The organism is Butyricicoccus sp. AF35-5AC (genome assembly GCF_003477715.1).
GTDB lineage: Bacteria > Bacillota > Clostridia > Oscillospirales > Butyricicoccaceae > Agathobaculum > Agathobaculum butyriciproducens.
Genome location: NZ_QUDX01000004.1, coordinates 195,041 through 220,180, shown reverse-complemented (window position 1 = coordinate 220,180; position 25,140 = coordinate 195,041). Strand labels below are relative to the sequence as shown.

Below are 25,140 nucleotides of genomic sequence, written 5' to 3'. Positions count from 1 at the left end.
TGGACAACATGCCCGGCTCGATGGCCATCGGTCATGTGCGCTACTCCACCACCGGCGATACCCGCCGCGAGAACGCGCAGCCGATCTCCATCACCCATGTAAAGGGCAATCTTGCGGTTGCACACAACGGCAACCTCGTAAACGCAGGCGAGCTGCGCCGCGAGATCGAGCTGGACGGCGGCATTTTCCGCTCCTCGAACGACACCGAGGTTCTGGTATACACCATTGTTAAGGAACGCCTCAAGTGCGGCTCTATTGAAGAAGCCGTTATGAACACTATGCGCCGCATTGAGGGTGCCTACTCTCTGGTCGTTATGTCTCCGCGCAAGCTGATCGCGGCACGTGACCCGCACGGCTTCCGTCCGCTGTGTATCGGCCTGTTGGACAACGACTGCTACATTTTCGCTTCCGAGACCTGCGCTTTGGACGCGCTCGGCGCAAAGTTCATCCGCGATGTAGACCCCGGTGAGGTCTGCGTTGTCGAAAACGGTGAGCTGCGCTCCATGCACTGCGGTATCGAGTGCAAGTCCTCCGCGTGCGTATTCGAGTACATTTACTTTGCCCGTCCGGACTCCATCATCGACGGTGCATCGGTTGAGCTGGCCCGTCAGGAGGCCGGCAAGTACCTGTCCATCGAGCATCCGGTCGGCGCTGACGTGGTTATCGGTGTACCGGATTCCGGTATTCCGGCAGCGATCGGCTACGCAAAGTTCTCCGGCATTCCGTACGGCGTGGGTCTCATCAAGAACCGCTATATCGCCCGCACCTTTATCCAGCCGGGTCAGGACAAGCGCGAGCGCTCGGTGCGTCTCAAGCTGAATGCCCTGCGCACCGCTATTGAGGGCAAGCGCGTGATCATGGTCGATGACTCCATCGTCCGCGGTACGACCTGCGGCCGTCTGGTAAAGCTGCTGCGCGACGCAGGCGCGGCTGAGGTTCACATGAGAATTTCGGCACCTCCGTTCCGTCATCCCTGCTTCTTCGGCACGGATATTCCGGAGCGCAACCAGCTGCTCGCCCACAACCGCACGGTTGAGGAAATGCGCGAGATCATCGGCGTGGATTCGCTCGGCTTCCTGTCGCTCGAAGCCTGCCGCAAGATTGCAGTCGGCTGCAAGCTGGGCTTCTGCGATGCATGCTTCTCCGGTGAGTACCCGATTCCGGTACCCGAGCAGGTGGATAAGAACATGTTCGAGATCGAGATTCCGCTCCCCTCTAACAAAGACTAAACCTGAATGGAAAATGATGATTGATAATGAAGGTCACACGCCTTCATTATCAATTTTCCATCTTTAATTATGAAAGTGAGATGTTAAGAATGAGTGTAAGCCGTTCTGAAAGCTACAAGGCTGCCGGCGTTGACGTTACCGCAGGCTACGAAGCGGTCAAGCTGATGAAGCCGATGGTAGAAAGCACCTTTACCAAGGGCGTTATGGGTACGCTCGGCGGCTTCGGCGGCCTGTTCCGTCCGGAGTTCAATGGCATGAAGGATCCGATCCTCGTTTCCGGTACGGATGGCGTCGGCACCAAGCTCAAGCTGGCGTTCCTGATGGACAAGCACGACACCGTTGGCATCGACTGCGTTGCCATGTGCGTAAACGACATCGCCTGCTGCGGTGCACAGCCGCTGTTCTTCCTCGACTATGTTGCAGTCGGCAAGAACCACCCGGAGAAGATCGCACAGATGGTTTCCGGTATCGCAGAGGGCTGCCGTCAGGCAGGCTGCGCGCTGATCGGCGGCGAGACCGCTGAAATGCCGGGCTTCTATCCGGAAAACGAGTACGATATGGCAGGCTTCTCTGTCGGCATGGTCGATAAGGAAAAGATGATCGACGGCACCGGCATCAAGGCCGGCGACGCGCTGATCGGTGTTGCCTCCTCCGGCGTACACTCCAACGGCTATTCTCTGGTTCGCAAGACGCTCGGCATCAACGAGAAGTCTGTCCGCCGCTACATCGACGAGTTCGGCAAGACTCTCGGCGAAGAGCTGCTGACCCCGACCAAGATCTACGTTAAGGCGATCCAGTCCCTGATGGGCAAGGTTGAGGTCAAGGGCATCAGCCACATCACCGGCGGCGGCTTCTATGAAAACGTACCGCGCATGCTGCCGGCAGGCATCGTTGCCAAGATCGAGAAGGCTGCTATGCCGGTTCCGCCGGTATTCGACCTGATCGCAAAGACCGGCAAGATTCCGGAGCGCGACATGTACAACACCTTCAACATGGGCGCCGGTCTGGTTCTGGCCGTTGCCGCTGAGGACGCTTCCCGCGCGGTTGCAGCAATTTCTGCTGCAGGCGAGCAGGCTTATGTGATCGGCGAGTGCGTAAACGGCGCCGAAAAGGGCGTAGAACTCGTTTAAGTAAATTGAAAATGGAGAATTGGCGCTATCCTTGCGCGGGTTTTGTCCGCGCTGCGTGGTTCAGTGCAAAGCGATGTGTTGAATAATCGCGTTCTGCACGAATCCGCAATTCTCCATTTCATTTGTTTTTTGGAGAAAAATAAATGACAAAAATTGCAGTTTTGGTTTCGGGCGGCGGCACGAACCTGCAGGCGCTCATTGACGCACAGCAGGCGGGCAAGATCGAAAACGGACAGATTTCGCTCGTGGTTTCGTCCAACCCGAAGGCGTATGCACTCGAGCGTGCCGCAAAAGCGGCTATTCCCTCCGAGGTGCTGCGCCGCAGGGACTTTTCCGACGCGGAAGAGTACGGCAAGGCGCTTACCGCTCTGCTGGAGAACGCAGACATCGGTCTGATCGTGCTCGCAGGCTTCATGACCGTCCTGCCGGACAGCTTCTGCCGCCATTTCGAAAACCGCATTATCAACGTACATCCCTCGCTCATCCCCTCCTTCTGCGGAGAGGGCTTCTACGGTCTGCGCGTGCATGAAGCCGCGTTGGCAAAAGGGGTAAAGGTTACCGGTGCGACCGTGCATTTTGTATCCGAAGTGGTAGACGGCGGCGCAATCATCGCGCAGAAGGCCGTTGAAGTGGAAGATGGCGACACACCGGAGACCTTGCAGAAACGCGTCATGCAGAACGCGGAGTGGATTCTTCTGCCGCAGGCAGTATCCGACTTCTGCGCAGGCAGACTGCGCGTGGACGGCGCTATCGTCCATAAAAACTGAACAGGAGTGACAGCATTATGAGCAAGAATGTTTTTGACATCAGCCAGGAGCTGATGAGCAACGCATATCCCGGCCGCGGCATTATTCTCGGCCGCACCCCGGATAATAAAAAGAATGTTATCGCCTACTTCATCATGGGCCGCTCGGAGAACAGCCGCAACCGCGTGTTCACCGAAACCGAGGACGGTATCCGCACGGAGGCATTTGACCCGTCCAAGATGGTCGATCCCTCGCTGATCATCTATCATCCGGTGCGCCTGTACAACGGCACCCTGGTCGTTACCAACGGCGACCAGACCGATACCATCGTGGACTATCTCAAGCAGGGCAAGAGCTACTTTGAGGCGCTCCGCACCCGCCAGTTTGAGCCGGACGCCCCCAACTACACCTCCCGCATTTCGGGCGTTGTCAATCCGGACGGCTCCTACAGCCTGTCCATCCTCAAGAACTTCACCTCGGACCGCACCGCCAACAAGCGTTTTTTCTATGAGTACGATAAGCCGGTTGCCGGTCTGGGCCATTTCATCCATACCTATCAGTGCGACGGCGATCCGCTGCCGCCGTTCCGCGGCGAGCCGAAGTGCATCCGCATCGAGCTGCCCATTCACGAGTTCACCAACCTGCTCTGGAACAGCCTGAACGAGCAGAACAAGGTTTCGCTGTTCGTGCGCTACGTCGATCTGGAGACCGGCGAAGTTGAGCAGGAAATCCGCAACAAGAACGCAGAATAACTGCGGCCTGATGAGCAGAAAGGACTATTTATGAAAGAATTAGCCTTAAAGTACGGCTGCAACCCCAACCAGAAGCCGGCCCGCATTTTTATGACCGAGGGCGAGCTTCCGATTGAGGTACTCAACGGCAAGCCGGGTTATATCAACTTCTGTGACGCATTCAACTCTTGGCAGCTCGTCCGTGCGCTGAAAAAGGCGACCGGCCTGCCCGCAGCTGCGTCCTTCAAGCACGTTTCTCCGGCCGGTGCCGCGCTCGGCAAGCCGCTGACCGATGTTGAGCGTCAGATGTACTTTGTTGACACCGACAAGGAGCTGTCCCCGATTGCATGCGCTTACATCCGTGCACGCGGCGCTGACCGTCTGTGCTCCTATGGTGACTGGGCGGCTCTGTCCGATACCTGCGACGCAGACACCGCTTCCTACCTCGCACACGAGGTTTCCGACGGCATCATCGCGCCGGACTTCACCGCTGAGGCCCTCGAGATCCTTAAGACCAAGCGCAAGGGCGGCTACAACGTTGTCAAGATCGACCCGAACTACGAGCCAAAGCCGATCGAGCAGCGCGACATTTTCGGCATCCGCTTTGAGCAGGGCTACAACAACTACGAGATTAACGAGAGCCTGCTCACCAACATCGTTACCGAGAACAAGAATCTGCCGGAGAGCGCAAAGCACGACATGATCCTTGCGCTCATCACCCTGAAGTACACCCAGTCTAACTCGGTCTGCTACGTCAAGGACGGCATGACCATCGGTGTCGGCGCAGGTCAGCAGAGCCGCATCCACTGCACGCGACTCGCCGGCAACAAGGCCGACAACTGGTTCGTTCGTCAGCATCCGAAGGTTCTCGGTCTGCAGTTTGTTGACGGCATCCGCCGCCCGGACCGCGACAACGCGATCGACGTTTACACCTCGGACGAGTACGAGGACGTACTGGCTGAAGGCGTATGGCAGAAGACCTTCAAGGTAAAGCCGGAGGTGCTCACCGCTGAGGAAAAGAAGGCGTGGATTGCAAAGAACACCGGCGTAACCGTTGGTTCGGACGCATTCTTCCCGTTCGGCGACAATGTAGAGCGCGCACGCAAGTCCGGCGTGGAGTACATCGTACAGCCGGGCGGCTCCATCCGTGACGACAACGTAATCGAGACCGCGAACAAGTACGGCATCACGATGGCGTTCACCGGCATGCGTCTGTTCCATCACTAATGAAACTGCTGAAAGGCTATTATGCCTACTTAGCCGTATCCGGCGGACTGCTGCTCAGTCTGGCCGCGCAGCACAACTGGGCACTGCAGATACTGGCGTTCGCGCTGGTGTCTGCCGGTGCGCTGTCCGTGCAGAATGCGTCCCGCTGGTATATGCGCGCGAGCATTGCCGCGGACGTGACGATGGCGTTCAAGCTCATCCTCGGTCCGGCAGTCATCCCGCCCTGTCTGCTGCGGATTGTGCTGCAGTATGCGGCGCTCGTGCCGCTGCTGCTCACCGGCTGCATGCTGCTGATGGGTGTCAAAGACCAGATGCACAAGATCGAGCACAGCACCCTGCCCGAATGGGTTTTGCTGGTGGTCTGGAGTGCGGGCTACATTCTCGTGCTCGTGAGCGCACCCGGCTGGCTAAACGACTATCTGTTTAACACCGTCTGGACACTGGCGAACAGCCTCATCTCCATCGGCACAGTAGCACTGATCGTAGAAATGTTCCGCGCACAGCGCATATACCTACAAACGGAGGAACAATAAATGAAAGTTTTGGTTATCGGCGGCGGCGGCCGTGAGCACGCCATCGTCCATACATTGAAGAAGAGCCCCAAGGTTGACCACATCTGGTGTGCACCGGGCAACGGCGGCATTGCCGCTGAGGCGGAGTGCGTTGCCATCAAGGCGACCGACATCGACGGCATGGTGGCTTTCGCCAAGGAGCACAAGCCGGATCTCGTTATGGTAGCACCGGACGACCCGCTTGCACTCGGCATGGTAGACGCGCTCGAGGCCGCAGGCATCCGTGCCTTCGGTCCGCGCAAGAACGCCGCTATTATTGAGGGCAGCAAGTCCTTTGCCAAGGATCTGATGCAGAAATACAGCATTCCGACCGCTGGCTACGCCGTTTTTGAGAACTCGGCGGATGCCATCGCGTACATCAAGAAGAACGGCGCGCCGATTGTTGTCAAGGCGGACGGTCTTGCACTCGGCAAGGGCGTTACCGTGGCTATGACCGAGGAAGAAGCCATCGAAGCAGTCAAGGACGCGATCGACGGCGGCGCATTCGGCGGTGCCGGTGCGCGTGTCGTTATCGAGGAGTTCCTCACCGGCCCGGAGGTTTCCGTGCTGGCATTCGTTGACGGCAAGCACCTCAAGACCATGCCGTCCGCGCAGGATCACAAGCGTGCCTACGACCATGACGAAGGCCCGAACACCGGCGGTATGGGCGCATTCTCGCCGTCCCGCTTCTATACCGACGACATTGCTGCCGAGTGCATGGAGACCATCTTCAAGCCGACTGTTGCAGCCATGGAAAAGGAAGGCCGTCCGTTCAAGGGCGTGCTGTACTTCGGCCTGATGCTGACCCCGAAGGGCCCGCGTGTTATCGAGTACAACGCTCGTTTCGGCGACCCGGAGACGCAGGCTGTCCTGTCCCGACTGGACACCGACCTGTTCGACATCTTCAATGCCGTTATCGACGAAAAGCTCGAGGATATCGACATCAAGTGGGCGGACAACGCCGCCTGCTGTGTCTGCATGGCGTCCGGCGGCTATCCGAAGGCCTACGAAAAGGGCAAGGAGATCACCGGTCTGGACGATGTGAGGGATTCGTTCGTATTCCACGCAGGCACCGCTGTCAAGGATGGCAAGCTGGTCACGAACGGCGGCCGCGTGCTCGGCGTAACGGCAGTTGCCCCCACGCTCGATGAAGCGATCCTCAAGGCGTATGCCGATGTGAAGAAAATTCACTTCGATAAGGCGCATTATCGCACCGATATCGGCGTAAAGTAATATTTTACGTTTATTGTAGGGCGGGCTGACCTCAGCCCGCCCTACATTCTGCGTGAATGGAAGAAAGGAAAAAAGAATGAAAATCGAACAGCAAAATCAGATTTTAGGCTGCATGAACGATGTTCTCAACCAGAACGGCTTCCGTGCGGAAATCATGCAGAAGGACGGCGCACCGACCATTCTGCGCTGCGAGGCAATGCGTCAGGGCAAGGTTGCCAAGGACGTTGTGATTGAAGCCTGCTTCATCCCGATGCAGCTGCCCGCAGAGGACATGGGTCTGCTGCAGTTCTTCGTTACGCTGTTTCAGGGTGCCCCGGAAAACAACAAGGTGCAGCTTCGTCATGCGTGCGATTACTGCAACAACTTCTGTGCGCTCGGCTCGTTCGGCTTCTTTGAGGAGGCCGGTCAGATTTACCTCAAGCACAACACACTGGTGGACGGCTCTCTCGAACTCGAGAAAATCATTCCGTTTGTGGCGGATAACATTTCCGTGCTGATTGCGGCAGTCTCCCGCTTCATCGACGGTCTGGCGCAGATTGCCTATGCAGGCATGACGCTCGACGCTGTTATCGAGCAGGACTTGTTCCCGAAGCTCGGCTGAAAAGCATAAAAACACCGCAGAGTAAAGCTTAACCGTCGTAAGGAACGATAAGTCCTGCGGTTAGGGCAGAGAACGGTGTGACCGTTAAGGTCACGCCGTTTTTTTGCGTCCAAGGGTAGAGTCTGCAATCATGGGTTCTGCCAGTGCGGGGATTTCCACATGGTCCCTTTCAAGAATCCGCGAAATCTGCTCCGGGCCTTTGCCGTCAATGCAAAGGTCAAAGACGCGCTTGACAATCTGGGCAGCATCCTCATCCAGAATCCACTTGTCCTTGCCGCTGCTCGTTGCCCTATCTGCCGTGTTCGTCCAAAGGGTGAATGGGGCACATGACATGAAAGTGCGGATTGAAAATGCCGCCGTCCTCCTTGTCGAGAGAATGAACGGCAAAGTCCACTACCATACCCCGGCTCACAAAGTTCTCCAACAAAAATTGCCTTGCCAGAGCGATGTTCTCCTGCATGGAAAACTCGTTCTGCAAGGCAATGTCAAAGCTGTACGCAAGCTGCGCTTTCTTTCCGCGTTCGACTTTCTCCACCGCGTTCCAGAGGGTTTCTCGGTCTGCATACTCCGATGGCGCATGCGATGGCAGCAGGATTTCAGAGCAGATCACGCACAGTCTGTGTCGATTTACTCCGGCTCATCCTCATCGAGCAGCGTGAGTACATCAATCGGCGCGTCATTCTGCGTCACCTGCACATGCACATGGGTGCCGAGTGCGGATTCTGCAGGAATGCTGTCCGCGCACACGCCGAGCGCCTCACCGGCGGAGACAACCTGTCCTTCCTGCACGCGTACATCGTCCATGCCGCAGTACGACGAGGTCAGGCCGTTATTGTGCGTCAGCGTCACGCAGGTGCCGTACAGGCCATCCTCGGCAATCTGCTGTACAGTGCCGTCGGTCAGTGCGAGCACGGTTTCGCCGGCTTCGGCAGAGAAGTCCGTGCCGGCATGAACACGCCAGTCACCCATGGTCGGCTGGAACAGCAGCGTGTCACCCGAAAACGGCGTCAGCACGGCTCCGGACACCGGCCGCACATACACAGGGGCGCTGACCGTCACCGCCGGTTCCGGCTCTGCCGCCGCGACCGGCTGTTCCTCGATCACCGGCTCGGGTTCCTGCTCCTGCTGCGGAACAGTGGCCGGTTCGGTCGGTGCTTCGGCGGTCGAGTCGGCCGGTGCGATGATAGGCATGCCGGTGTCCGGCTCGACCGCGTTCTGCCGGTGTGCATTGCCCCAGATCACCCATGCGGATGCGGCGATGATGAGCGCACACAGCGAAAGAATGGTGTAGAATCCGCGGGTAGAGAGCACCGCGGTGTGTTTGGATTGATATTGCTTCATGTCCCTTTACCTCCGTTGCTGACAGTATGGTCGGCTGCCGCGGAAAATATACGCGTCAATGAAAATTTGCCGCACAGCGGACACTTCATCGGCAGATGCCGGATAGCCCACAAAAGGGGGGACGTCTGCGGATTGTACCCAATCGTCGAATGTGGTATACTATAGCAGTTCAGACAAATACTGCAGCAAGTGTGCGCATACAGCACGCAAATACCATCGTCAATTTCACTTGACATGCAACAGCATGCCTGCGTAAAATTTCCTTGCTCTTTACGCGCTGTACACGCTGCTTTTGCTGCATTATTTATCTGAACTGCTATAAACAAAGAAAAGAGAAACGCAAGGAGGGTAAAGACTATGGAACTGGCTGACTTTTTTGCAATTGACCGGCTGTCGCAGCACGACGAGGAACTGCTGATCGAATCCGCGATGCAGATGCAGCAGATGATGCTGCTGTACGAATCCGGCATCCGTGAGATCAAGACCAAGCTGGATATTCTAAGCGATGAGTCGCGTATTTCGGGCAAGCCAAGCCCGATTGATTCGATCAAAAGCCGCATCAAAAGCCCGCGCAGCATTATCAGCAAGCTCAAGCGGCGCGGATTCCCGATCACGCTGCAGTCCATGATAGACAATCTAAACGATATTGGCGGTATCCGCGTGATCTGTCCGTTTATCGAGGATATTTACACGGTAGCGGACATGCTCATGCGGCAGGATGACTTGACGCTGATCGAGAAGAAGGACTACATTGCCAATCCCAAGCCGAACGGCTACCGCAGCCTGCATCTGATCCTCGAGGTGCCGATTTTCCTCGCGGAACGCACACAGCCGGTACGCATCGAGCTGCAGATTCGCACGATGGCGATGGATTTCTGGGCCAGCCTGGAGCACCAGCTACGCTATAAATCCGATGTGGAGATTCCGGAGCATGTATCCGATGATTTGAAGAAGTGTGCGGATGTTATTGCGGAGACCGATCAGGAGATGCAGCGCATCGCAAAAGAACTGAAAGTGCTGTAAAAGGAGAAATTATGCAATACATACCCATTATAACCCTGATTCTGGTTGTTATTCTGCTGGGACTGGTCATCGTTCTGCTGACCCGCAAGCCGGAAAAGCCGGAGCTTCCGCAGCAGATTGACCCAACCGCATCCATTACTGCGCTCGGTACGCTCGTGACACAAAACCTGCGCGAAGGCCGGGAAGCACAAAGCAATCAGCTTTCCGCGATGGACAAGAGCCTTGGCGACAAAATGAGCGGTCTGACCGATCAGCTCGGTCGGTTTGAGACGCGTCTGCAGGGCTTTACGGCGGAAACAACGCAGAATCTGACCAATATCCGCGAAACCGTGGACAAAAACCTGCACACCTTCACGGGTGAGACAAAACAGAATCTGGAAACCATCCGCAGCACGATGGACAAGAATCTGCACACGTTCACCGGCGAAACCAAACAGGATTTGGAAACTATCCGCGAAACGGTAGATAAAAATCTGCACACCTTCACGGGTGAGACCAAGCAGGATTTGGAGAACATCCGCGTTACAGTGGATAAAAACCTGCGTGCCATGCAGGAGGACAACAACAAAAAGCTGGACGATATGCGTCAAATTGTAGACGAAAAGCTGCAGAAAACGCTGTCTGAGCGCATGAATGAGTCATTCAAGCTGGTCAACGAGCGTTTGGAGCAGGTTTACAAGGGCCTCGGTGAGATGCAGACGCTGGCACAGGGTGTCGGTGATTTGAAGAAGGTGCTCACCAATGTCAAGACCCGCGGCATTGTGGGCGAGATTCAGCTGGGCGCGATCCTCGAGGACATTCTCGCGCCCGAGCAGTACGAGACCAACGTGGCGACCGTGCCGAACAGCCGCAATGTAGTCGAGTACGCGGTCAAGCTGCCCGTTGAGGACGGCAGCTTTGTCTGGCTGCCGATCGACTCCAAGTTCCCGGGAGACACCTACGGGGCGCTCCGTGATGCGTACGAGGAAGGCTCGCGCGAGCAGATTGACGCATGCGTCAAGCAGCTGATCGCCACTCTGAAATCCGAGGCGAAGGACATTCACGACAAGTATCTTGCACCGCCGCATACGACCGAGTTCGGCATCATGTTCCTGCCCTTCGAGGGACTGTATGCCGAAGCTGTCAGCCGCGGCATGGTGGAGATTCTGCAGCGCGACTATCATGTTAATCTGGCAGGTCCGAGCACGATGGCGGCGCTGCTGAACAGCCTGCAGATGTCGTTCCGCACGATTGCGATTCAGAAGCGCTCGGGTGAGGTCTGGAGCGTTCTGGGTGCGGTCAAGACCGAGTTTGACAAGTTTGAAGCCTGCCTGACGCAGACGCAGAACCGACTCGATCAGGCGAGCCGCGAGCTGGATAAGCTGGTCGGTACGCGCACGCGCGCTATCCGCCGCAAGCTGAAGGGCGTTACCGAACTCAGCGAGAGCGAAACGCAGAAGGTTCTGGATATCGGCACTGATTCGGAAGAAGAGTGAAGAGATTCTTAACCGCTTTCTCGGCAAAGGAAAACACCGCAGAGCAAGACTTAATAGTGATAAAGTACTATTTAGCTTTGCGAAGGGCAGAGAACGGTGTGACCACAATGGTCACGCCGTTTTTCTGCGTCCAGGGGTAGATTTCGCAACGACTCCATCCCAAACTTTCTGTGTCTACGATCTCTACTACGCCGCAATCTAATTTCCCTCGCTCTATCATTTTGCATTACCTATTTCATTTACCTCATATACGAGAAAAAGCCCAGCTTTTGCTGAGCTTTTCGACTCTCGTACTTCGTGCGGCAGCACGCATAAAATAGAATTTGCGGAGCAAATTCATAAATTCCGAGAGCATGTATCTCGGAATTTATACAAGGGAAGAAAAAATGTGCCTGCAAGGCGCGGTTTTTCTTCGGAATTCGATCGAAAGCGTGGTTTCGATCGAGAGGCTGCTCGGAAAACGTTAGTTTTTCGACAGCCTCCGGTTATTTCGTTTGAAATAACCGGTTTTTCTTATTTTCCAATTCTGTTAAAAGTTTTTGTTCCGATTTGCGAGGGGCAATATACAGATACTGCCGCCGTATCGGCGTATGAGCCGAATATCTGACTTTAACCCCAAAAGAAACCCTGTCTGTTCCAACAACAGACAGGGTTTTCTCACTGTTACAGCACCTTTTTTTGCCGCCCGGAATCTTTGGCAGATTGAGCGTAGTCGCGGCCGAGCACGGCGCTACACAGCTCTACCACGGCTGTGACCGGCGCGTAGCAGAATACATCGTCGAAGCCGGTGCCGCCGGTCATTTCGCGCAGCTCTGCCGCCGAATTTTCCATCTTGCCGGTGTTGACAAAGTGCAGGTCGATGCCGTCCTTCTCCTTAACCTCTGCGGGCGGGAACAGCGCCTCGGTGCGTGCCAGACGGTCCTCGTTCACATCGGTCACAACGTCCATGGACGGACGTCACGGTGCAGCGCATACGTCAGCGCACTCAGGCCTATCGGACCGGCGCCTGCCATGATGACCAGCTTGCCTCCCTTTTTAATACCCATTTCGCGGTGATAAACACCTATCTTGGTGTGATAAGCGGCGTTAAACGCACCGACCAAGTAACTCATCGTCTCCGCAAGAGACGCCTCGTAGTAAGCGCGGGCTGCAGCGTGAACTTCATGCCCGGCTTGAATTTATCCTGATGCTTCGCGCCAACCTTGACGATATCGCCCGCGAACTCGTGCCCCATGACGGCCGGATGCTCAGCTACATCGGAATGCACGCGCTTGTGCGCTTGTGCTCGGTGCCGAGGATGGCACACTTGTAGGTGGACATACAGATGCTGTCAGATACGACCTTGACCAGAATCTCATCATCGCGGATTTCCGGCAGTTCAAAGGTATCCAGACGCAGGATCATTCGCAGCATGCAGACGTACAGCTCTTGTTTTCATAATAAAACTCTCCTTCACCATATCTTAAAACACGATAGATTTCAACAATTACAGCTTGGAAAAGCGTACTTTCGGAAGCAGCGCCTCGATAACCGAGCGCTCGGCGGCCTGTGTGCCGCTGCACATGACATTCGCGGCTCCGGCTGCAGTCGAGAGACGGACCGCATTCTCCTCGCTCATATCCTGCGACTCGGCATACGCCAGCGCGGCCACCACGCTGTCACCCGCACCGACCGTACTGCCGACCGGAACCTTGAGTCCCTCAGCGTAAATCGTGCTGCCCTTGCGCAGATACAGCGCACCGCGGCCGCCCAGCGAGATAACCACCCGTTCGATACCGCTCTCCAGCAGCTTTTGACCTTCTGCGGTCAGTTCTTCGATGGTTTCCAGTTTTCTGCCCGCCAGACGCGACAGTTCATCATCATTCGGCTTGATGAGGTACGGCGCGGCCTTTAAGCCTTCCGCCAGTAAAGCGCCGTCCGCATCGAGGAACACCCGCGCACCTGCGTTTTTGCATGCGCTCGTCCACACGCGGTAGGTATCCTGCGGTGCGCCCTTCGGCAAGCTGCCCGCCAGCACCACAATGTCGCCTGCGTGCACCTCAGCCAGAAGGTCGTTCAGCAGCGCATCTAAATCTGCATTCGTAACGGTCAGACCCGGCTCGTTGATGTCGGTATTCGTGTGGCCGACCCGGTCGATGATTTTGATATTCGTGCGGGTCTGCCCCTCAACGAACCGGAACTGCGTGGTGAAATTCTCGTTTTCGAGCAGCTTTTCAAGCGTTCTGCCGCTCTCACCGCCCAGAATGCCGACGGCGCGGCTCTCGCCGCCCAGCTTGGCAATCACTTTGCTCACGTTAATGCCCTTGCCGCCGGGATCCGTGCGCATTTCCGTGATGCGGTTGACCGTGTCAAGCGCAATACCCGGAATTTCTACCGTTTTATCCAATGCAGGGTTGAGTGTTACCGTATAAATCATGGAATGACTCCCTCCAGATATTTGAAACTACTGAAACAAAAGCTATAATCAAAATAACAACAGACCGTATAAGCGTCAATCTGTTATTTCAACAAATAATCCCTTTCGTTTTTGTAAGGAATCACAAGAGCACATTCTCCCTGTAAATTCTGTTCTGCGTGCAAAAGGAGCGGCAATGCAGATGAAGTGCCCCAAAAAGTTAGATAATCTTTTGAAGTAAAAATTGTTCAAGCTGCCGAAAGGGCTTGTTGGCTGTGAACCGCAGGCGACAAGCCCTTTAATTTTGCCTTGATTCTGCGGTTGTTGTAGTAGTCCGGATAGTCAATGAGTTCCTGCTTGAAGTGCTCCATGGACTGAATTTTTTGCAGATACAGCAGTTCACTCTTGAGCAGTCCGAAAAAAATCTCAATCACAGCGTTGTCTAAACAGTTGCCCTTCCGGCTCATGCTTTAACGGATACCCTTTTTCACGAAGCATCCACTGGTATTGCTTGTGCTGGTACTGCCAACCCTGATCCGAGTGCAGGATTAGATTTGTGTTGTCCGGAATTTTTGCAAATGCCTTGTCCAACATCGTTGTCACCATGCTTAACACAGGTCGATCCGAAATCGTATAACTAACCAAATCACTGCTGTGCAAGTCAAAAATGGGCGACAAATACAGCTTTTCTCCGAACAGGCTGAACTCCGTCACATCCGTTACCCATTTCAGATTTAGCTTCCGCTGTGATACAGCGATAGCCGTACCTCGAGCATCGTTTCGACCACCAGTTTCTTGAATTCTGGTGTGTATCGTTTGTTCGGTACTCCTTTTGGCATTAAAATCACCCCATCTGTTAGATAGTATATCACACTGTCTAACAAATGGGGTGCTGTTCAATAACCTCTCCCGACTTTTCCTGTTCTGAACGCAAAGGGTCTCCCGCCATTCGGCGGGAGACCCTTTCTCATCTTATCGGCTTATTTACCGGTCTTTTCACACAGATTCTGCATGATAACAGCTACCTGTGCACGGGTGGCCGTGCCCTGCGGGTCAAAACGGTTGCCCGATTTGCCGCTCAGCAGACCAGCCTTCTGCATTCTGGTTACAGCGTCCTTCGCGTAAGCGCGGATGCTTGCGCTGTCGGCAAATGCAGCTGCACTGCCGTTCTCCTCTACCTTGGTGCCGGTGGCGGTCAGGTAATTGTCCATGATAACCGCAGCCTGCTCACGGGTGATGAGCGCATTCGGATTGAAATGCGAAGCGTCCACGCCGGAAACAATCTTGTTGGCTGCTGCCCAGTTGACGTATGCGTTGTAGTACATTTTGCTGTCTACGTCGGCAAACTGGCTCTGGGTGTTGTACGCGGTGATATCTGCGCCTGCCATACGGCCAAGCACGGTGACAAACATGCCGCGGGTCATGCCCTCGTTCGGGGAGAAGGTGGTTGCGGTCGTGCCGTTGAACAGCGCCTTATCGGTCACATATTCGATGGCATCCTTTGCCCAGTGGCCCGCGATGTCGGTAAAGGTGCTTACCGTACCCTCAACAACCTTGACATTCTTGCCCACGGTGCCGTAGTTGTCGTAATCCACAGAGTAATCGTTGAATACATCATCGGATTCGTAGCCTACTGCATCGGTGAAGGTGCCCTCGTTCCAGTCTGCCAGCGTTGCCCAGGTATTGGTATTGCCGGCCTTGACGGTGTACGCGTTGATAATCGGAATATCGGTGGACTTCTCTGCAACAGAGGAGTTCAGTACGGTAGTAACGCGAACATACTTTGCACTGCCCAGTGCGGAAATATCAACCGTGTTCTTGCCGTTCTTCAGCTCTGCGGACTGGGAAGCCTTTACGGTCTTGCCGTCGTCCGAGGTCTCAACGGTTGCGGTTGCAGAAGCCGCGCCGGTAATCTCTGCGTTATAGGTAAACTGTGCTGCACTGCCGGTCATTGCGCGCCACTCGGTGGTGTGCGTGCCCTTGGTGACGATATTCTCCGGTGCGTAATCCAGCCATACGACCAGCTTGTCGCTTTCCGGACCCTTTGCAGTCGGATTTGCGTAAATCTGCTTGTTCTCCTCTGCGGTCAGCTTGGTGGTATAGAAGCGGAGCTGACCGATGTCACCTGTCAGCATGGTGTGCGTCTTGCCGCGGCCGCGGTCTGTCAGCAGATGACGGTGGAATGCAAAGCCGGAGTACATGGACTTGCCTTCCCAGTTGCGGATCTCAGAATCAAAATCCGGTGCATCGATGTGGCCGCTTGCCTTGGTATCCTCGTAGCTGTCGCCGCCGGTTGCACGATCAAAGCCGCCGGTGTACTGTACCCACTTGCCGAGGGTAACGCCGCCGCCCATATTCTCGTCGTCGTTCCAGAAGTACTCGCCGTTATCGTTGTTAAAGCCAATGCCATAGGTAACCATGCCGGTCTTGCGGACTGCCATGCGGAACAGGTAGTTGGTGCCGTAGCTGATGGAAGCGCCCTTCATCAGCAGCGGGTTGTGGTCCCACTCATCGCCCGTTGCCAGACGGTCGATGTTTGCCCAAACCATGCCGGTAACGCCGTTGTCTACCACATAGTTCTTGTTATCCGGAATTTCCACATAATCATCCACGCCGTCCAGGGACAGACCCCAGCCGCCGTTGTACTTAACGAGCGTCGGATTGCCGCGGATGATGCCGTCGTTGCCCTTGCCGGACTTATCCTTTACGATCGGGGTGCCCTGCATGGAGCCGAGCACGGCAACGGTCTTCTCTGCCGAGTTGCCGACCTTGACGGCATAGCTGCCGCCTGCCGGTGCCTTGTAGGCAAACTCAACCGTGCGGGTCTCGCCTGCCTTGAGCGCAGTCTTCTGCGAGGTAACGGCTGCGCCGTTGATGTACAGCACTGCCTCTGCGGTGCCGTCCTCATTGCCGATGTTCTGCACATCCGCCTTGGTGTAGATGACATCGCTGGTCGGCTCGCTTACCGTGCCGCCGCCGAGCTGCAGGCGCAGGTTGCTGTAGGTGTAGGTTGCCTTGCGGAAGGTAACATTGACGGTCTTGGTGTAGCTGTCCAGCTTGAGGGTATGCGTGCCGAGTGCAGAAAGCGTCAGCGGTGCGCTCAGCGTTGCGGACTCGCCGGGATTCAGACCGACAACACGCTCCTTGCCGCTCTTGCCGAACTCATACAGCCAACGGTCGGTGCCGTTGTCCTTGACACACATGGAGGCGGTCGCCAGACCCTTGCCGACATTGGTCACCTTTGCGGATACCGTGACAGTGCCGTTGGACTGAACGGTGTCCGGGGTGATGGAAATATCGCTGTACGCCAGCTTGGCGCCGTCCTTGGACAGCGTAACCGTCTCAAATACCTTCTCGCCGTCGCTGCTCAGGCCCAGATTCTTATAGGTCATCAGACCGTCCTTGACGGTTACTTCGAGCATATCGCCCTTGCCGGTTGCAAGCAGGTTGGGATAGTTGTCATTCAGGCGCTGATCCGGCTTGCCAGTGTCGATCTTGCCGTCGCCGATGCGGGCATCGCCCTGGGTTACATACAGGGTATCCGCGCCGCGCTTCGGATCAGCAGAAGCATAGCGGGAATACAGATGGGTATGGCCGCTGAACATGATATTTACGTTGCCGTTCTCCACGATGGAGGGAACGTACTTGCGGGTCAGGTCATCCTCGAACGGATGGTGCATGGTAACAACGCGGAAGTCAGCCTTCTTGGCATTGTCGGTTGCAAGATCAGCCTTGAGCCAGTCGAGCGACTCGTTTACAACGGCCTTGGTTGCCGCATCTGCCTCGCCGCCGCCCGCAGTGGAGTTCAGCTCGAACAGGGACCACGGGTTGCTGTCCAGCATATCGAAATGCACCGGACCGCAGTCAAACGCTACGTTGCGTCCGGTCTCGTTGGACTTATACTGCTCCTTCTGCACCTTGGTGACATACTCATCAAAGTAGACACCGTAATCGTGGTTGCCGCTGTTGTAGATGACCGGCACATTGTGCAGGAACGAGCCGACATTCTGGAACCAGTACGGGAACTGATCCTTCTGAGAGCCGGTGCCCTCTACCATATCGCCGGTATGCAGGATAAAGTCCGGATCGAACTGTGCGATCACGTCGGAAACCTTAGTTGCCGTTTCAAAGCGATGGCTGTCGCTGACAACCACAAAGCGGATCTCATTCGAATTTTCGGGCAGCGTGCGGAAGTGACCATCCATAGTCTGTCCGTCCTCGGTCTCAACCTTGTAGGTATAGGTCGTACCCGGAGTCAGATCGGTCAGGCGGGCACGATACATGTGCATGCTCTCACCCTTAAACTTTTCGCCCTCCTCTACCGGAACCTCGAGCGTTTTCTTGTCCGCATCGCTCGTACCGTAGGTAATGGTGGACTTCATCGGTTTATCCAGTTCCCAAACGACAACCATGCCGTTTGTTTTCGGGGTCATCAGGTACGGACCCGTCAGGAAGGAGCCGGTATCCGTCCTTCCGATTGCGAAAGCAGTGCTCGGCACCAGTGTTGCCAGCATCACGGCCGACAGCACACCGCTGAGCAGCCGCCGCATACGCGAAGATTTTTTAGCCATTTTCTTTTCTCCTTTCTCTTCACGGTACGGCTGCCGCCATACCGCCGCGTCTATGTTAAACCTTTTAAGTTAAGGCAATACCGCATAATTGAACAAGAGTGATTTGCGAGTAAATTTTGCGTACTGACGAGGCCCAGTTTTGCGGTAATACTTGATGTATTACCGTGAAACTGCAACAAAGTCAGGACACAAAATTTCCGCAAAGCACCGCCGCTTTAATTGTGCGGTGTTGCCTTAAGGTTCGCGCGCTGTAAATATGCGTGTCGAAGTACGAAATCAGCCGCGTGCGGTTCTCGCCTGCCCACTCCAGATCGTAGGTGATGAGCTTGACCTCGTCCAGCGACGGCAGTCCGTCCGCTGCGCGGGCGGTGCTGTTTGCCGGAAGACGGCAGCTTTTCGCTTCGATGTAGCATTCCTCTCCGCGGGAAGAGGTCAGCCAGTCGATAAAGGTGCGGGCGTTTTCGCGCTCCTGCTCCGGTGCACCACGCACAAGCGCGCACGCGCCGATCTCATAGCCGGTGCCGTCTGCCGGACTGCGCACCTCAATGGGATAGCCATCCAGCGCCGCACGGAAGGCGTCGTGCGAGAACACGATACCGACGGCGTATTCGCCGTTTTTTACCCGCTCTGCCGGCTCCACACCCGAACGGGTGTACAAACCGACGTTTTGGTCTAATTTTTGAAGATACTCCCACGCCTTGTCCTCGCCGCGCATCTGCACAAGCGTTGCCAGCGTGGTATACGAGGTACCCGAGCTTTTCGGAGTTGCCATCACAATCTGCCCTGCCAGTGCAGGCGACAGCAAATCGTCCCAGCAGGTCGGCATCGGCGTTCCCGTCCGTGCAAACCAGTCGGTGTTGCAGGCGAAGCACAGCGTGCCGATGTAGATCGGATTCCACACGCCCTGCTCATCCTGATAGGCTTCGGGCACATCGGTCAGCTCGGGACTTTGATACGCCTCCAGCAGACCGGCCTCTCGCAGCTGAATATAGTTATCCGCCGATCCGCCCAGCAGCACAGAAGCCTGCGGGTTGTCCCGCTCCTGCTCGAGCCGCGCGGTCATTTCTCCGGCAGGAAGATGAATACAGTCCACGGTGATGCCGGTATCCTTGCGGAAGGCACTGCAGTACAGCAGCGTTTCCGACTCCGGCAGCGGACTGTAAACGGTAAGATGGTCATATTTCGGTGTTTCTGTCCCCTCCTCCATCGCATGATTGTGCTCCTGCGGTGAGGGATCGTTCTGCTGCTGACCCGTACAGCCGCAGAGCAGTCCGGTCAGCAGCAGAACAACAGGAAGAAAACATATTCTTTTCATAGCTTCCACCTCGATACAAAAGGCGGGCAGCTTTTCTCTGCCCCTATACTATAACAGTTTAAGCGGCTTCGCTCTACCGTCCATCATCCGATAAAATTTTACCATTCAAGAAGGCCGTTCCTAAACGGTGAATTTCTTACGATATTATTTTACCCTTCTTCCGACCGGCTGCGGTACTCGCGCGGCGAAACGCCGACGTGCTTTTTGAACAGATAGCTGAAATAGTGCGAATCCTGATAACCGACGTCAAACGCAATATCGCTCATGCGGCTGTTGCCCTCGGTCAGCAGATGCTTTGCCGCCTCGATGCGGACAGCGGTCAGATATTCGACAAAGGTCTGACCGGTCTCCTGCGAAAACACGGTGGAAAAATGGTTCGGACTAAAGCCGACCTCTGCCGCCACCATGTGCAGTGAAATACCGCTGTCCGCATAGTTTTCGCGGATAAACTCCTTTGCACGGCTGATCTCCGCGCTGTATCGCACATTCTGATGGCGATAACACAGACGAGTCATGCGGCCGAGCACCTCGGCGGCACAGGCCTTTGTGCCCTCGAGCGTCGCCGCCTGACCGAGCACCGCCTGCGGATCCTCCGGAGGCGGAATGCTGCCTGCCTGCACCTCATCAGCCAGCTGAGAGGCCGTGACGAGCAGGTTCATCAGCAGATAATACCGGTACAGCACGCTCTGCATGTCCTGCGCCGCAGAGTCGCCGAAATAACCCTCGACAATACGCGGCACGTCCTCGGGAGCGGCATGCCGCAGCTTGTCCGCCAGTGAGCCGCCTGCCGAGAAATCGAACTCGTGCTGCACACCGGCAAAGTCCGTGCTGCCGAATACGCCGTTGTCCGCACACGCGGAGGCCTGCAGCAGTGTATCCTTCGCTGTGCGATAGCTTTCCGGCAGGGCGCTGACACGGGAGACCGGTGCGCCGATCGCGCACAGCGCGTTCCAGCCCAGCACCTGACAAAGCTCGTGCCGCAGGTTCTGACAGAACTCGTAGGCGGTTTCGCGCACAGCTTCCTCGGTCTCTCCGCGCAGCAGGAGCACCAGCCGGCGGCTGCCGCGGAAAAAGGCGCAGACCTCGCTTTCCTCGCCGCACAAACGCTCGGTCAGCGCACGCACCTGCTCCTGCACGGCATTTTCCGGCAGACGCACGATGCACACCAGATACTGCTTTGCTGTCAGCAGCAGCCCCCAGCGTTCTCCCTGTACAGCCGCCTCTGCAGTCGGTACGCTGCCCGAGAGCAGGTCGTTGAGAAAATGCTCACGCAGTACGTCCTCCTCGCGCTCACTGCGGCTGTTTGCGCCCGCCGAGCGAAGCTGCTGCTGCTCCTGCTCAATCTGCTCGGCAACCTGTCCGAGCGTTTCGAGCAGCTGCGCCGAGCTGACCGGCTTGAGCAGATACGCATCCGCGTGCAGCGAAACCGCCTTCTGTGCATACTCAAATTCATCGTGTCCGCTGAGGAACACAATACGCAGCCACGGCATGGTGCGCCGTACAACCTTTGCCAGCTCCAGGCCATCCATAAACGGCATGCGGATGTCCGTAATGAGCACATCCGGCTTCATTTCCATCAGCATAGGCAGTGCCATTTCGCCGTCCGGCGCTTCACCTGCAAACAAAAAGCGTTCCTGCTCCTTTTCAATGCAGTTGCGGATGCCGTCCCGGATGATCTCCTCATCATCCGCAATGAATATACGCATCATAGCGTTTTCCCCTCCTGTTCGTCCGGTACGGTGAAGCTGATGCGCGTGCCGTGCCGGTATTCACTCTCAATTGTCAGTCCGCAGCCGTAATACAGCCGCAGACGCTGTTCTACATTGCGCAGACCGTAGCCGCCCTTGCCGTCCGGGTCCAGCGGTGCGCCATTCTGCAGCGAGGTCCGTACCTCGGCAAGACGCTCAGGTGTCATGCCCATGCCGTTGTCCTCCACGGCGAAGTACATGCCGCCTGCCTGCCTGCGGCCGGTCACGGTAATCTGTCCTCTGCCGCGCCTGCGCTTAATGCCGTGATAAATCGCGTTTTCAACCAGCGGCTGCAGCACGATTTTCAGCATATACCGCTCGTGCAGCGCGGGATCAATATCAATCGTATACCGCATGATGCTGCCGTACCGCACCGACTGAATCTGCAGATAGTTTGCAACGTGCTGTTCCTCGCGCTCGACCGTGATGTAATCCGCGCCGCGGCTGAGCGAGATGCGCAGAAAGCCGGTGAACGCCATCGTCATCTCGACAACCTCGCTGTTGCGGCCCTCTTCGGCCAGCCAGACGATGGTTTCCAGCGTATTGTACATGAAATGCGGCGTGATCTGTGCCTGCAGCGCCCGCAGTTCAGCTTTTTTAATGGTCTTTTCCTGCTCGACCCGCTCATGAATGAGCGCCCCCAGCTGCTCCGCCATTGTATTGAGATCGCGCGTCAGCAGATGCAGCTCGTCGATCTCGGTCGGCGGGACGCGCTCGGTCAGCTCACCGGCGGCAATGCGGTTGGCAAACTGCTCCAGCTGCCGCAACGACGCGCCGATCGCACCTTCCAGATTGTCAGATGCCCGAATAGTCAGCCAGATCATCACGCCGACCAGCGCAATGAGTGCAAGCGCTGCCGCACCCAGTCCGTGCTGAATGCGGGCGTTGAAACGCCCCATGCGGGCGATTTCATTCTCGATATAGCGGTCAAGCATGCTGCCCGCCAGATGGCCGACGCTGTGAATCTCGCGGTACAGCGATTCGTTGCGGCTGACCGCGGCACCGGCGTCCATCTGCGTTTCCAGCTGATCAACGTAGCTGTCGATCGTGCGGATAGCGCGCAGCGCCGCGTTGAGATACTGTGCCTCGTCCTCTCCGGCACTGTCCAGCATGTCGTTCAGCTCGTGCAGAGAGCTGTCAATCAGCATCCGCTGCCGTCCATCCTCGAAGGAAATGCGGCCGGAAACCACGTTCCACACCTCATCCGGCAGGTCCTGCACCAGCACAGTACGCACTTCGGAGGCTCGGGTCGTCAATGCAATATCCGCGCCATAACGCTGTGTCAGCACAACCAGCAGACCGGCCAGCACACACACCGGTAAAATCATGCAGACCACGCTGCGCAGCAGCGACTGCCGCAGCAAGCCGTGCAGGCTGTGATGGGATTTACGCATCGGCTGTTCCCTCCTCCGTCAGCACGGCGGTATCCGCCAGAGCGATATAGGGCTTCCACGGTGCCTTCGCAATCTGCTGGGCTGCGTCTGCGGTCAGTTCAGCCAGCTGCGTATCATCCAGTGCGCCGATTACGGCAACCTCCCCTTTTTTCTGCAGCGCGCGCAGCTCCGCACCGCCGCCAAACGCACAAATCAGCACATCCTTGCCCGGTTTACGGCCGTGGCTGTGCAGATAATCCACCGCACCGAGCGCCATGGCGTCATTCTGGGCGAAAATGTAGCCGATTTCGTCCAGATGGTCCTCCATCTCCTCCAGTATTTCGCAGCCGCGCGAGCGCATGCCGTCGCCGCACAGGCTGTAGGTTACGGTCAATCCGTGTTCCTCCAGAGCCTCGCGGCAGCCGCGTGCAATCTCTCTTGCGTCCGAAGCATTTACCGTGCCGTAAAGCTCCAGTACACCGTCCCGCGGCATGCGCTGCTGCAGAAGCGCATCCGCCGCCTGCTCGGCGAGCGACGCATAATCAAATCCAATATGCTGCAGCGGCACATCATCCACGCCGCGTATCGCGCGGTCTATCGACAGCAGCGGCACAGAGGCGGATTTTGCTTCGCGCAGCACGTTGTCCCAGCCGCTTTCCACCAGCGGCGTAAATGCGATTGCGTCCACCTGATACACGATCAGCGCACGCACGGCTTCAATCTGTGCCTCCTGCGTGCGCTCGACCGGCATTTCCAGCACTTTGAAGCCATGTTCCTCCGCCGCATGTACAAGCGCTTCGGACTGCGCTTCGCGCCGGTCATCCTCTGCCGCCGTGGTGACAATGCCGAGCACCGGCACATGGGCATTCTCTTTTTCCGGCTGTGCCAATCCCTGCAGCAGCCGCAGCATCACAACTGTGCAGAGCAGCAGCAATGCCGCCCCTTTCCATCGTTTCATGGTTTTCTCTCCGTTTCTCTTTCTCTCCTGAATGATTTAATCATATCATACTTTGGAGGAATGAGCCAAATGTATTTGACAATAGTATAAAAACTATCCAAATAAGTGTCCATGATATTGTGCATATTTCCTCGCTTGGACAGAGAAATATCTTCCGGCGCAGTCGGATCCACTTGCATTGGCTGTTGATATGCGGTATAATATCAATAAGTAAAAGATAAGAATGTGCGCAACGCGCACGAAAAGCCTCGGTGTTGCAGCACCGAGGCTTTTCTATTCCATTAGAGCAGGCGGCTTAAACCTGAGGCTCACTGCCAGTTACCGCTTTCCGTCCAGCCATTTGCAAATATAGTAAGCAACTACACTTGCCTCAACAGAAAGTAAAAAAGATAAGAAAATATGCACAACGCGCACCCCCTTTCCTGCCGGTATGGGGAGTGGCAGCATAATCAGTATATCATAGCCGCAGTAAATCGACAAGTATCGACAAAAGGAGCGCAGATTGCAAACATCTGCGCTCCTTTTGCACCTGTATTACCGATCATCTTTTTTTGTCGGAATCTCCGTCTGCTCGGCTTCGCGCGCCTTCCTGCGCCGACGGCGCAGGACCGCAACAGCGCCGCCTCCGGCAGCAGCCAACAGGAGCACCGGCCAGAACATCACCGCGCCGACGATGAGCGCACGAACCGCGTCAACCAGACCGCGTGTTCCGGTCTTAGCCGCCTGCGCGAGCTGTGCGCCGAAGCCGCTGCCTTCTGGCGTTGCGGTCAGCGTCTGAACCTCTTTCAGATCCACATAGAAGGTCGAAAATCCGACCAGATCATCGTAATGACGCTTAGAGCCGGTCAGCGAGTCGATCTCGTATTCGCAGTCGGCCAGCGCGTTCTCGAGAGAGATAATATCCTCCATCTTGTCCGCCTGATTGAGCAGCACCAGCAGCCGCTCGTGCTTGGTGGTCAGCGTTGCCAGACGGGTTTCGATATCGGTATACTGCTCGGTCACGTCCTCGCTCGAACGCGAGCTGTACACCACATGCACGCTGCTGCCGAGTTGCTCGTAAAACGCCTCAAACTTCTCCTGCGGAATGCGCAGGACATAGCTCGCATGTCGGCTGCCCGCATCGCCGGAAAGACTGCTCGATTCAAGATAGCCGCCTGCATCCGCTGCCATTTTCTCAATATCTGCAGAGGTTTTGTCGAAATCCTGCGTTTCGAGCGTCAGATTAGCGTTCAAAATCAGCTTGGCATTCTTTCTCACCGCAGAAAAGTCCGCACCGCTCTCAGCGGTATCTGCCGACGCTTCCTCGGTCCAGCCATTCATGTCACCCGGCATACTGCCGCTGTCACCGGCTGCCGCCGATGCCGAATTGCCGACGCTTGCTCCGCAGGCGGAAAGCAGCAGCAAAAGTGCAAGGAACAGGGGGAACAATCGTTTTTTCATAACAGACACCTCGTTTCTTGAGCGGTACGGCGCACGGCCGCTGTATTTTCTCT

General features: G+C 56.3%; 22 protein-coding genes and 2 pseudogenes. 10 read left to right on the top strand and 14 right to left on the bottom strand.

Annotated features, from left to right (window positions below):
* The 8 genes from purF to DWZ82_RS07690 all read left to right on the top strand — a co-directional run.
* The coding region (gene purF / locus DWZ82_RS07725) for an amidophosphoribosyltransferase (protein ID WP_243022912.1) at positions 1-1,229 on the top strand (1,229 nt) is incomplete at its 5' end.
* 89 nt (positions 1,230-1,318) lie between these two features.
* Positions 1,319-2,359 carry a phosphoribosylformylglycinamidine cyclo-ligase gene (gene purM / locus DWZ82_RS07720; protein WP_117752103.1) on the top strand — a complete coding sequence of 347 codons (1,041 nt, stop codon included), beginning with the start codon at positions 1,319-1,321 and terminating at the stop codon, positions 2,357-2,359.
* A gap of 143 nt (positions 2,360-2,502) precedes the next feature.
* A complete protein-coding gene (gene purN / locus DWZ82_RS07715) occupies positions 2,503-3,126 on the top strand; it encodes a phosphoribosylglycinamide formyltransferase (RefSeq protein WP_118360631.1) in 624 nt (207 codons plus the stop codon).
* A gap of 17 nt (positions 3,127-3,143) precedes the next feature.
* Positions 3,144-3,857, top strand: coding sequence for an IMP cyclohydrolase (locus DWZ82_RS07710; protein ID WP_117492078.1), 714 nt, complete (start codon positions 3,144-3,146; stop codon positions 3,855-3,857).
* A 30-nt stretch (positions 3,858-3,887) separates the two neighbouring features.
* Positions 3,888-5,063 (top strand): phosphoribosylaminoimidazolecarboxamide formyltransferase, encoded by a 1,176-nt coding sequence (locus DWZ82_RS07705; RefSeq protein WP_118360630.1) that lies wholly within the window; start codon positions 3,888-3,890, stop codon positions 5,061-5,063.
* Entirely contained in the window at positions 5,063-5,596 is a 534-nt protein-coding gene (locus tag DWZ82_RS07700) for a hypothetical protein (RefSeq protein WP_118479925.1), read from the top strand. Before DWZ82_RS07705 ends, DWZ82_RS07700 begins: the two co-directional genes overlap by 1 nt.
* Positions 5,597-6,847: a phosphoribosylamine--glycine ligase gene (gene purD / locus DWZ82_RS07695; protein ID WP_118479923.1), complete on the top strand. Its 1,251-nt coding sequence runs from the start codon at positions 5,597-5,599 to the stop codon at positions 6,845-6,847.
* A gap of 76 nt (positions 6,848-6,923) precedes the next feature.
* Entirely contained in the window at positions 6,924-7,448 is a 525-nt protein-coding gene (locus DWZ82_RS07690; protein WP_110435875.1) for a hypothetical protein, read from the top strand.
* Positions 7,449-7,740: 292 nt separating this feature from the next.
* Here the strand turns inward: DWZ82_RS07690 and DWZ82_RS07680 are convergent.
* Together DWZ82_RS07680 and DWZ82_RS07675 are read right to left on the bottom strand one after the other, a co-directional pair.
* Positions 7,741-8,058: pseudogene (locus DWZ82_RS07680) on the bottom strand (MobA/MobL family protein); the annotation flags it as partial.
* Between the two features lie 17 nt (positions 8,059-8,075).
* Positions 8,076-8,789 (bottom strand): M23 family metallopeptidase, encoded by a 714-nt coding sequence (locus DWZ82_RS07675; RefSeq protein ID WP_118479919.1) that lies wholly within the window; start codon positions 8,787-8,789, stop codon positions 8,076-8,078.
* 357 nt (positions 8,790-9,146) lie between these two features.
* Here DWZ82_RS07675 and DWZ82_RS07670 point away from each other — a divergent pair, with 357 nt between their 5' ends.
* Both DWZ82_RS07670 and rmuC read left to right on the top strand, forming a co-directional pair.
* A complete protein-coding gene (locus tag DWZ82_RS07670) occupies positions 9,147-9,812 on the top strand; it encodes a GTP pyrophosphokinase (RefSeq protein ID WP_118286174.1) in 666 nt (221 codons plus the stop codon).
* 11 nt (positions 9,813-9,823) lie between these two features.
* Positions 9,824-11,287 carry a DNA recombination protein RmuC gene (gene rmuC / locus DWZ82_RS07665; protein WP_243022911.1) on the top strand — a complete coding sequence of 488 codons (1,464 nt, stop codon included), beginning with the start codon at positions 9,824-9,826 and terminating at the stop codon, positions 11,285-11,287.
* 663 nt (positions 11,288-11,950) lie between these two features.
* On the opposite strand, the gene DWZ82_RS15610 is transcribed toward rmuC, so the two are convergent.
* The 12 genes and pseudogenes from DWZ82_RS15610 to DWZ82_RS07615 all read right to left on the bottom strand — a co-directional run bounded on the left by DWZ82_RS15610 (position 11,951) and on the right by DWZ82_RS07615 (position 25,087).
* Positions 11,951-12,235 (bottom strand): hypothetical protein, encoded by a 285-nt coding sequence (locus DWZ82_RS15610; RefSeq protein WP_243022910.1) that lies wholly within the window; start codon positions 12,233-12,235, stop codon positions 11,951-11,953.
* Positions 12,223-12,399 carry a hypothetical protein gene (locus DWZ82_RS15605; RefSeq protein WP_243022909.1) on the bottom strand — a complete coding sequence of 59 codons (177 nt, stop codon included), beginning with the start codon at positions 12,397-12,399 and terminating at the stop codon, positions 12,223-12,225. The genes DWZ82_RS15610 and DWZ82_RS15605 overlap by 13 nt, the downstream gene beginning before the upstream one ends.
* On the bottom strand, positions 12,396-12,554 hold the full coding sequence (locus DWZ82_RS15600; RefSeq protein ID WP_243022908.1) for an alcohol dehydrogenase catalytic domain-containing protein: 159 nt from the start codon (positions 12,552-12,554) through the stop codon (positions 12,396-12,398). Before DWZ82_RS15600 ends, DWZ82_RS15605 begins: the two co-directional genes overlap by 4 nt.
* The gene (locus tag DWZ82_RS15370; protein ID WP_199667423.1) at positions 12,539-12,700 is read right to left on the bottom strand and encodes a hypothetical protein; all 162 of its coding nucleotides are present in this window, start codon (positions 12,698-12,700) and stop codon (positions 12,539-12,541) included. The genes DWZ82_RS15600 and DWZ82_RS15370 overlap by 16 nt, the downstream gene beginning before the upstream one ends.
* A 73-nt stretch (positions 12,701-12,773) precedes the next feature.
* Entirely contained in the window at positions 12,774-13,703 is a 930-nt protein-coding gene (pfkB, locus tag DWZ82_RS07655; protein WP_118479917.1) for a 1-phosphofructokinase, read from the bottom strand.
* 227 nt (positions 13,704-13,930) lie between these two features.
* Positions 13,931-14,423 (bottom strand): annotated as a pseudogene (locus DWZ82_RS15595) (IS3 family transposase); the annotation flags it as partial.
* A 239-nt stretch (positions 14,424-14,662) separates the two neighbouring features.
* Positions 14,663-18,253: an S-layer homology domain-containing protein gene (locus DWZ82_RS07640; RefSeq protein WP_118479911.1), complete on the bottom strand. Its 3,591-nt coding sequence runs from the start codon at positions 18,251-18,253 to the stop codon at positions 14,663-14,665.
* A gap of 181 nt (positions 18,254-18,434) precedes the next feature.
* The gene (locus DWZ82_RS07635; protein ID WP_118479909.1) at positions 18,435-19,568 is read right to left on the bottom strand and encodes an ABC transporter substrate-binding protein; all 1,134 of its coding nucleotides are present in this window, start codon (positions 19,566-19,568) and stop codon (positions 18,435-18,437) included.
* A 149-nt stretch (positions 19,569-19,717) separates the two neighbouring features.
* Positions 19,718-21,277: a response regulator gene (locus tag DWZ82_RS07630; RefSeq protein ID WP_118479907.1), complete on the bottom strand. Its 1,560-nt coding sequence runs from the start codon at positions 21,275-21,277 to the stop codon at positions 19,718-19,720.
* Positions 21,274-22,710 (bottom strand): sensor histidine kinase, encoded by a 1,437-nt coding sequence (locus DWZ82_RS07625; protein ID WP_118479905.1) that lies wholly within the window; start codon positions 22,708-22,710, stop codon positions 21,274-21,276. The genes DWZ82_RS07630 and DWZ82_RS07625 overlap by 4 nt, the downstream gene beginning before the upstream one ends.
* Positions 22,703-23,647, bottom strand: coding sequence for a substrate-binding domain-containing protein (locus tag DWZ82_RS07620; RefSeq protein ID WP_118479903.1), 945 nt, complete (start codon positions 23,645-23,647; stop codon positions 22,703-22,705). Before DWZ82_RS07620 ends, DWZ82_RS07625 begins: the two co-directional genes overlap by 8 nt.
* A gap of 534 nt (positions 23,648-24,181) precedes the next feature.
* The gene (locus tag DWZ82_RS07615) at positions 24,182-25,087 is read right to left on the bottom strand and encodes a DUF4349 domain-containing protein (RefSeq protein WP_118479901.1); all 906 of its coding nucleotides are present in this window, start codon (positions 25,085-25,087) and stop codon (positions 24,182-24,184) included.
* Positions 25,088-25,140: the final 53 nt, after the last annotated feature.

What these genes read in the sequence shown, in the direction of transcription:
- purM (WP_117752103.1), top strand. Translation starts at nt 1,319, where the DNA reads ATGAGTGTAAGCCGTTCTGAAAGCTACAAGGCTGCCGGCGTTGACGTT.
- purN (WP_118360631.1), top strand. Translation starts at nt 2,503, where the DNA reads ATGACAAAAATTGCAGTTTTGGTTTCGGGCGGCGGCACGAACCTGCAG.
- DWZ82_RS07710 (WP_117492078.1), top strand. Translation starts at nt 3,144, where the DNA reads ATGAGCAAGAATGTTTTTGACATCAGCCAGGAGCTGATGAGCAACGCA.
- DWZ82_RS07705 (WP_118360630.1), top strand. Translation starts at nt 3,888, where the DNA reads ATGAAAGAATTAGCCTTAAAGTACGGCTGCAACCCCAACCAGAAGCCG.
- DWZ82_RS07700 (WP_118479925.1), top strand. Translation starts at nt 5,063, where the DNA reads ATGAAACTGCTGAAAGGCTATTATGCCTACTTAGCCGTATCCGGCGGA.
- purD (WP_118479923.1), top strand. Translation starts at nt 5,597, where the DNA reads ATGAAAGTTTTGGTTATCGGCGGCGGCGGCCGTGAGCACGCCATCGTC.
- DWZ82_RS07690 (WP_110435875.1), top strand. Translation starts at nt 6,924, where the DNA reads ATGAAAATCGAACAGCAAAATCAGATTTTAGGCTGCATGAACGATGTT.
- DWZ82_RS07675 (WP_118479919.1), bottom strand. Translation starts at nt 8,789, where the DNA reads ATGAAGCAATATCAATCCAAACACACCGCGGTGCTCTCTACCCGCGGA.
- DWZ82_RS07670 (WP_118286174.1), top strand. Translation starts at nt 9,147, where the DNA reads ATGGAACTGGCTGACTTTTTTGCAATTGACCGGCTGTCGCAGCACGAC.
- rmuC (WP_243022911.1), top strand. Translation starts at nt 9,824, where the DNA reads ATGCAATACATACCCATTATAACCCTGATTCTGGTTGTTATTCTGCTG.
- DWZ82_RS15610 (WP_243022910.1), bottom strand. Translation starts at nt 12,235, where the DNA reads ATGGACGTTGTGACCGATGTGAACGAGGACCGTCTGGCACGCACCGAG.
- DWZ82_RS15605 (WP_243022909.1), bottom strand. Translation starts at nt 12,399, where the DNA reads ATGAGTTACTTGGTCGGTGCGTTTAACGCCGCTTATCACACCAAGATA.
- DWZ82_RS15370 (WP_199667423.1), bottom strand. Translation starts at nt 12,700, where the DNA reads ATGCTGCGAATGATCCTGCGTCTGGATACCTTTGAACTGCCGGAAATC.
- pfkB (WP_118479917.1), bottom strand. Translation starts at nt 13,703, where the DNA reads ATGATTTATACGGTAACACTCAACCCTGCATTGGATAAAACGGTAGAA.
- DWZ82_RS07640 (WP_118479911.1), bottom strand. Translation starts at nt 18,253, where the DNA reads ATGGCTAAAAAATCTTCGCGTATGCGGCGGCTGCTCAGCGGTGTGCTG.
- DWZ82_RS07635 (WP_118479909.1), bottom strand. Translation starts at nt 19,568, where the DNA reads ATGAAAAGAATATGTTTTCTTCCTGTTGTTCTGCTGCTGACCGGACTG.
- DWZ82_RS07630 (WP_118479907.1), bottom strand. Translation starts at nt 21,277, where the DNA reads ATGATGCGTATATTCATTGCGGATGATGAGGAGATCATCCGGGACGGC.
- DWZ82_RS07625 (WP_118479905.1), bottom strand. Translation starts at nt 22,710, where the DNA reads ATGCGTAAATCCCATCACAGCCTGCACGGCTTGCTGCGGCAGTCGCTG.
- DWZ82_RS07620 (WP_118479903.1), bottom strand. Translation starts at nt 23,647, where the DNA reads ATGAAACGATGGAAAGGGGCGGCATTGCTGCTGCTCTGCACAGTTGTG.
- DWZ82_RS07615 (WP_118479901.1), bottom strand. Translation starts at nt 25,087, where the DNA reads ATGAAAAAACGATTGTTCCCCCTGTTCCTTGCACTTTTGCTGCTGCTT.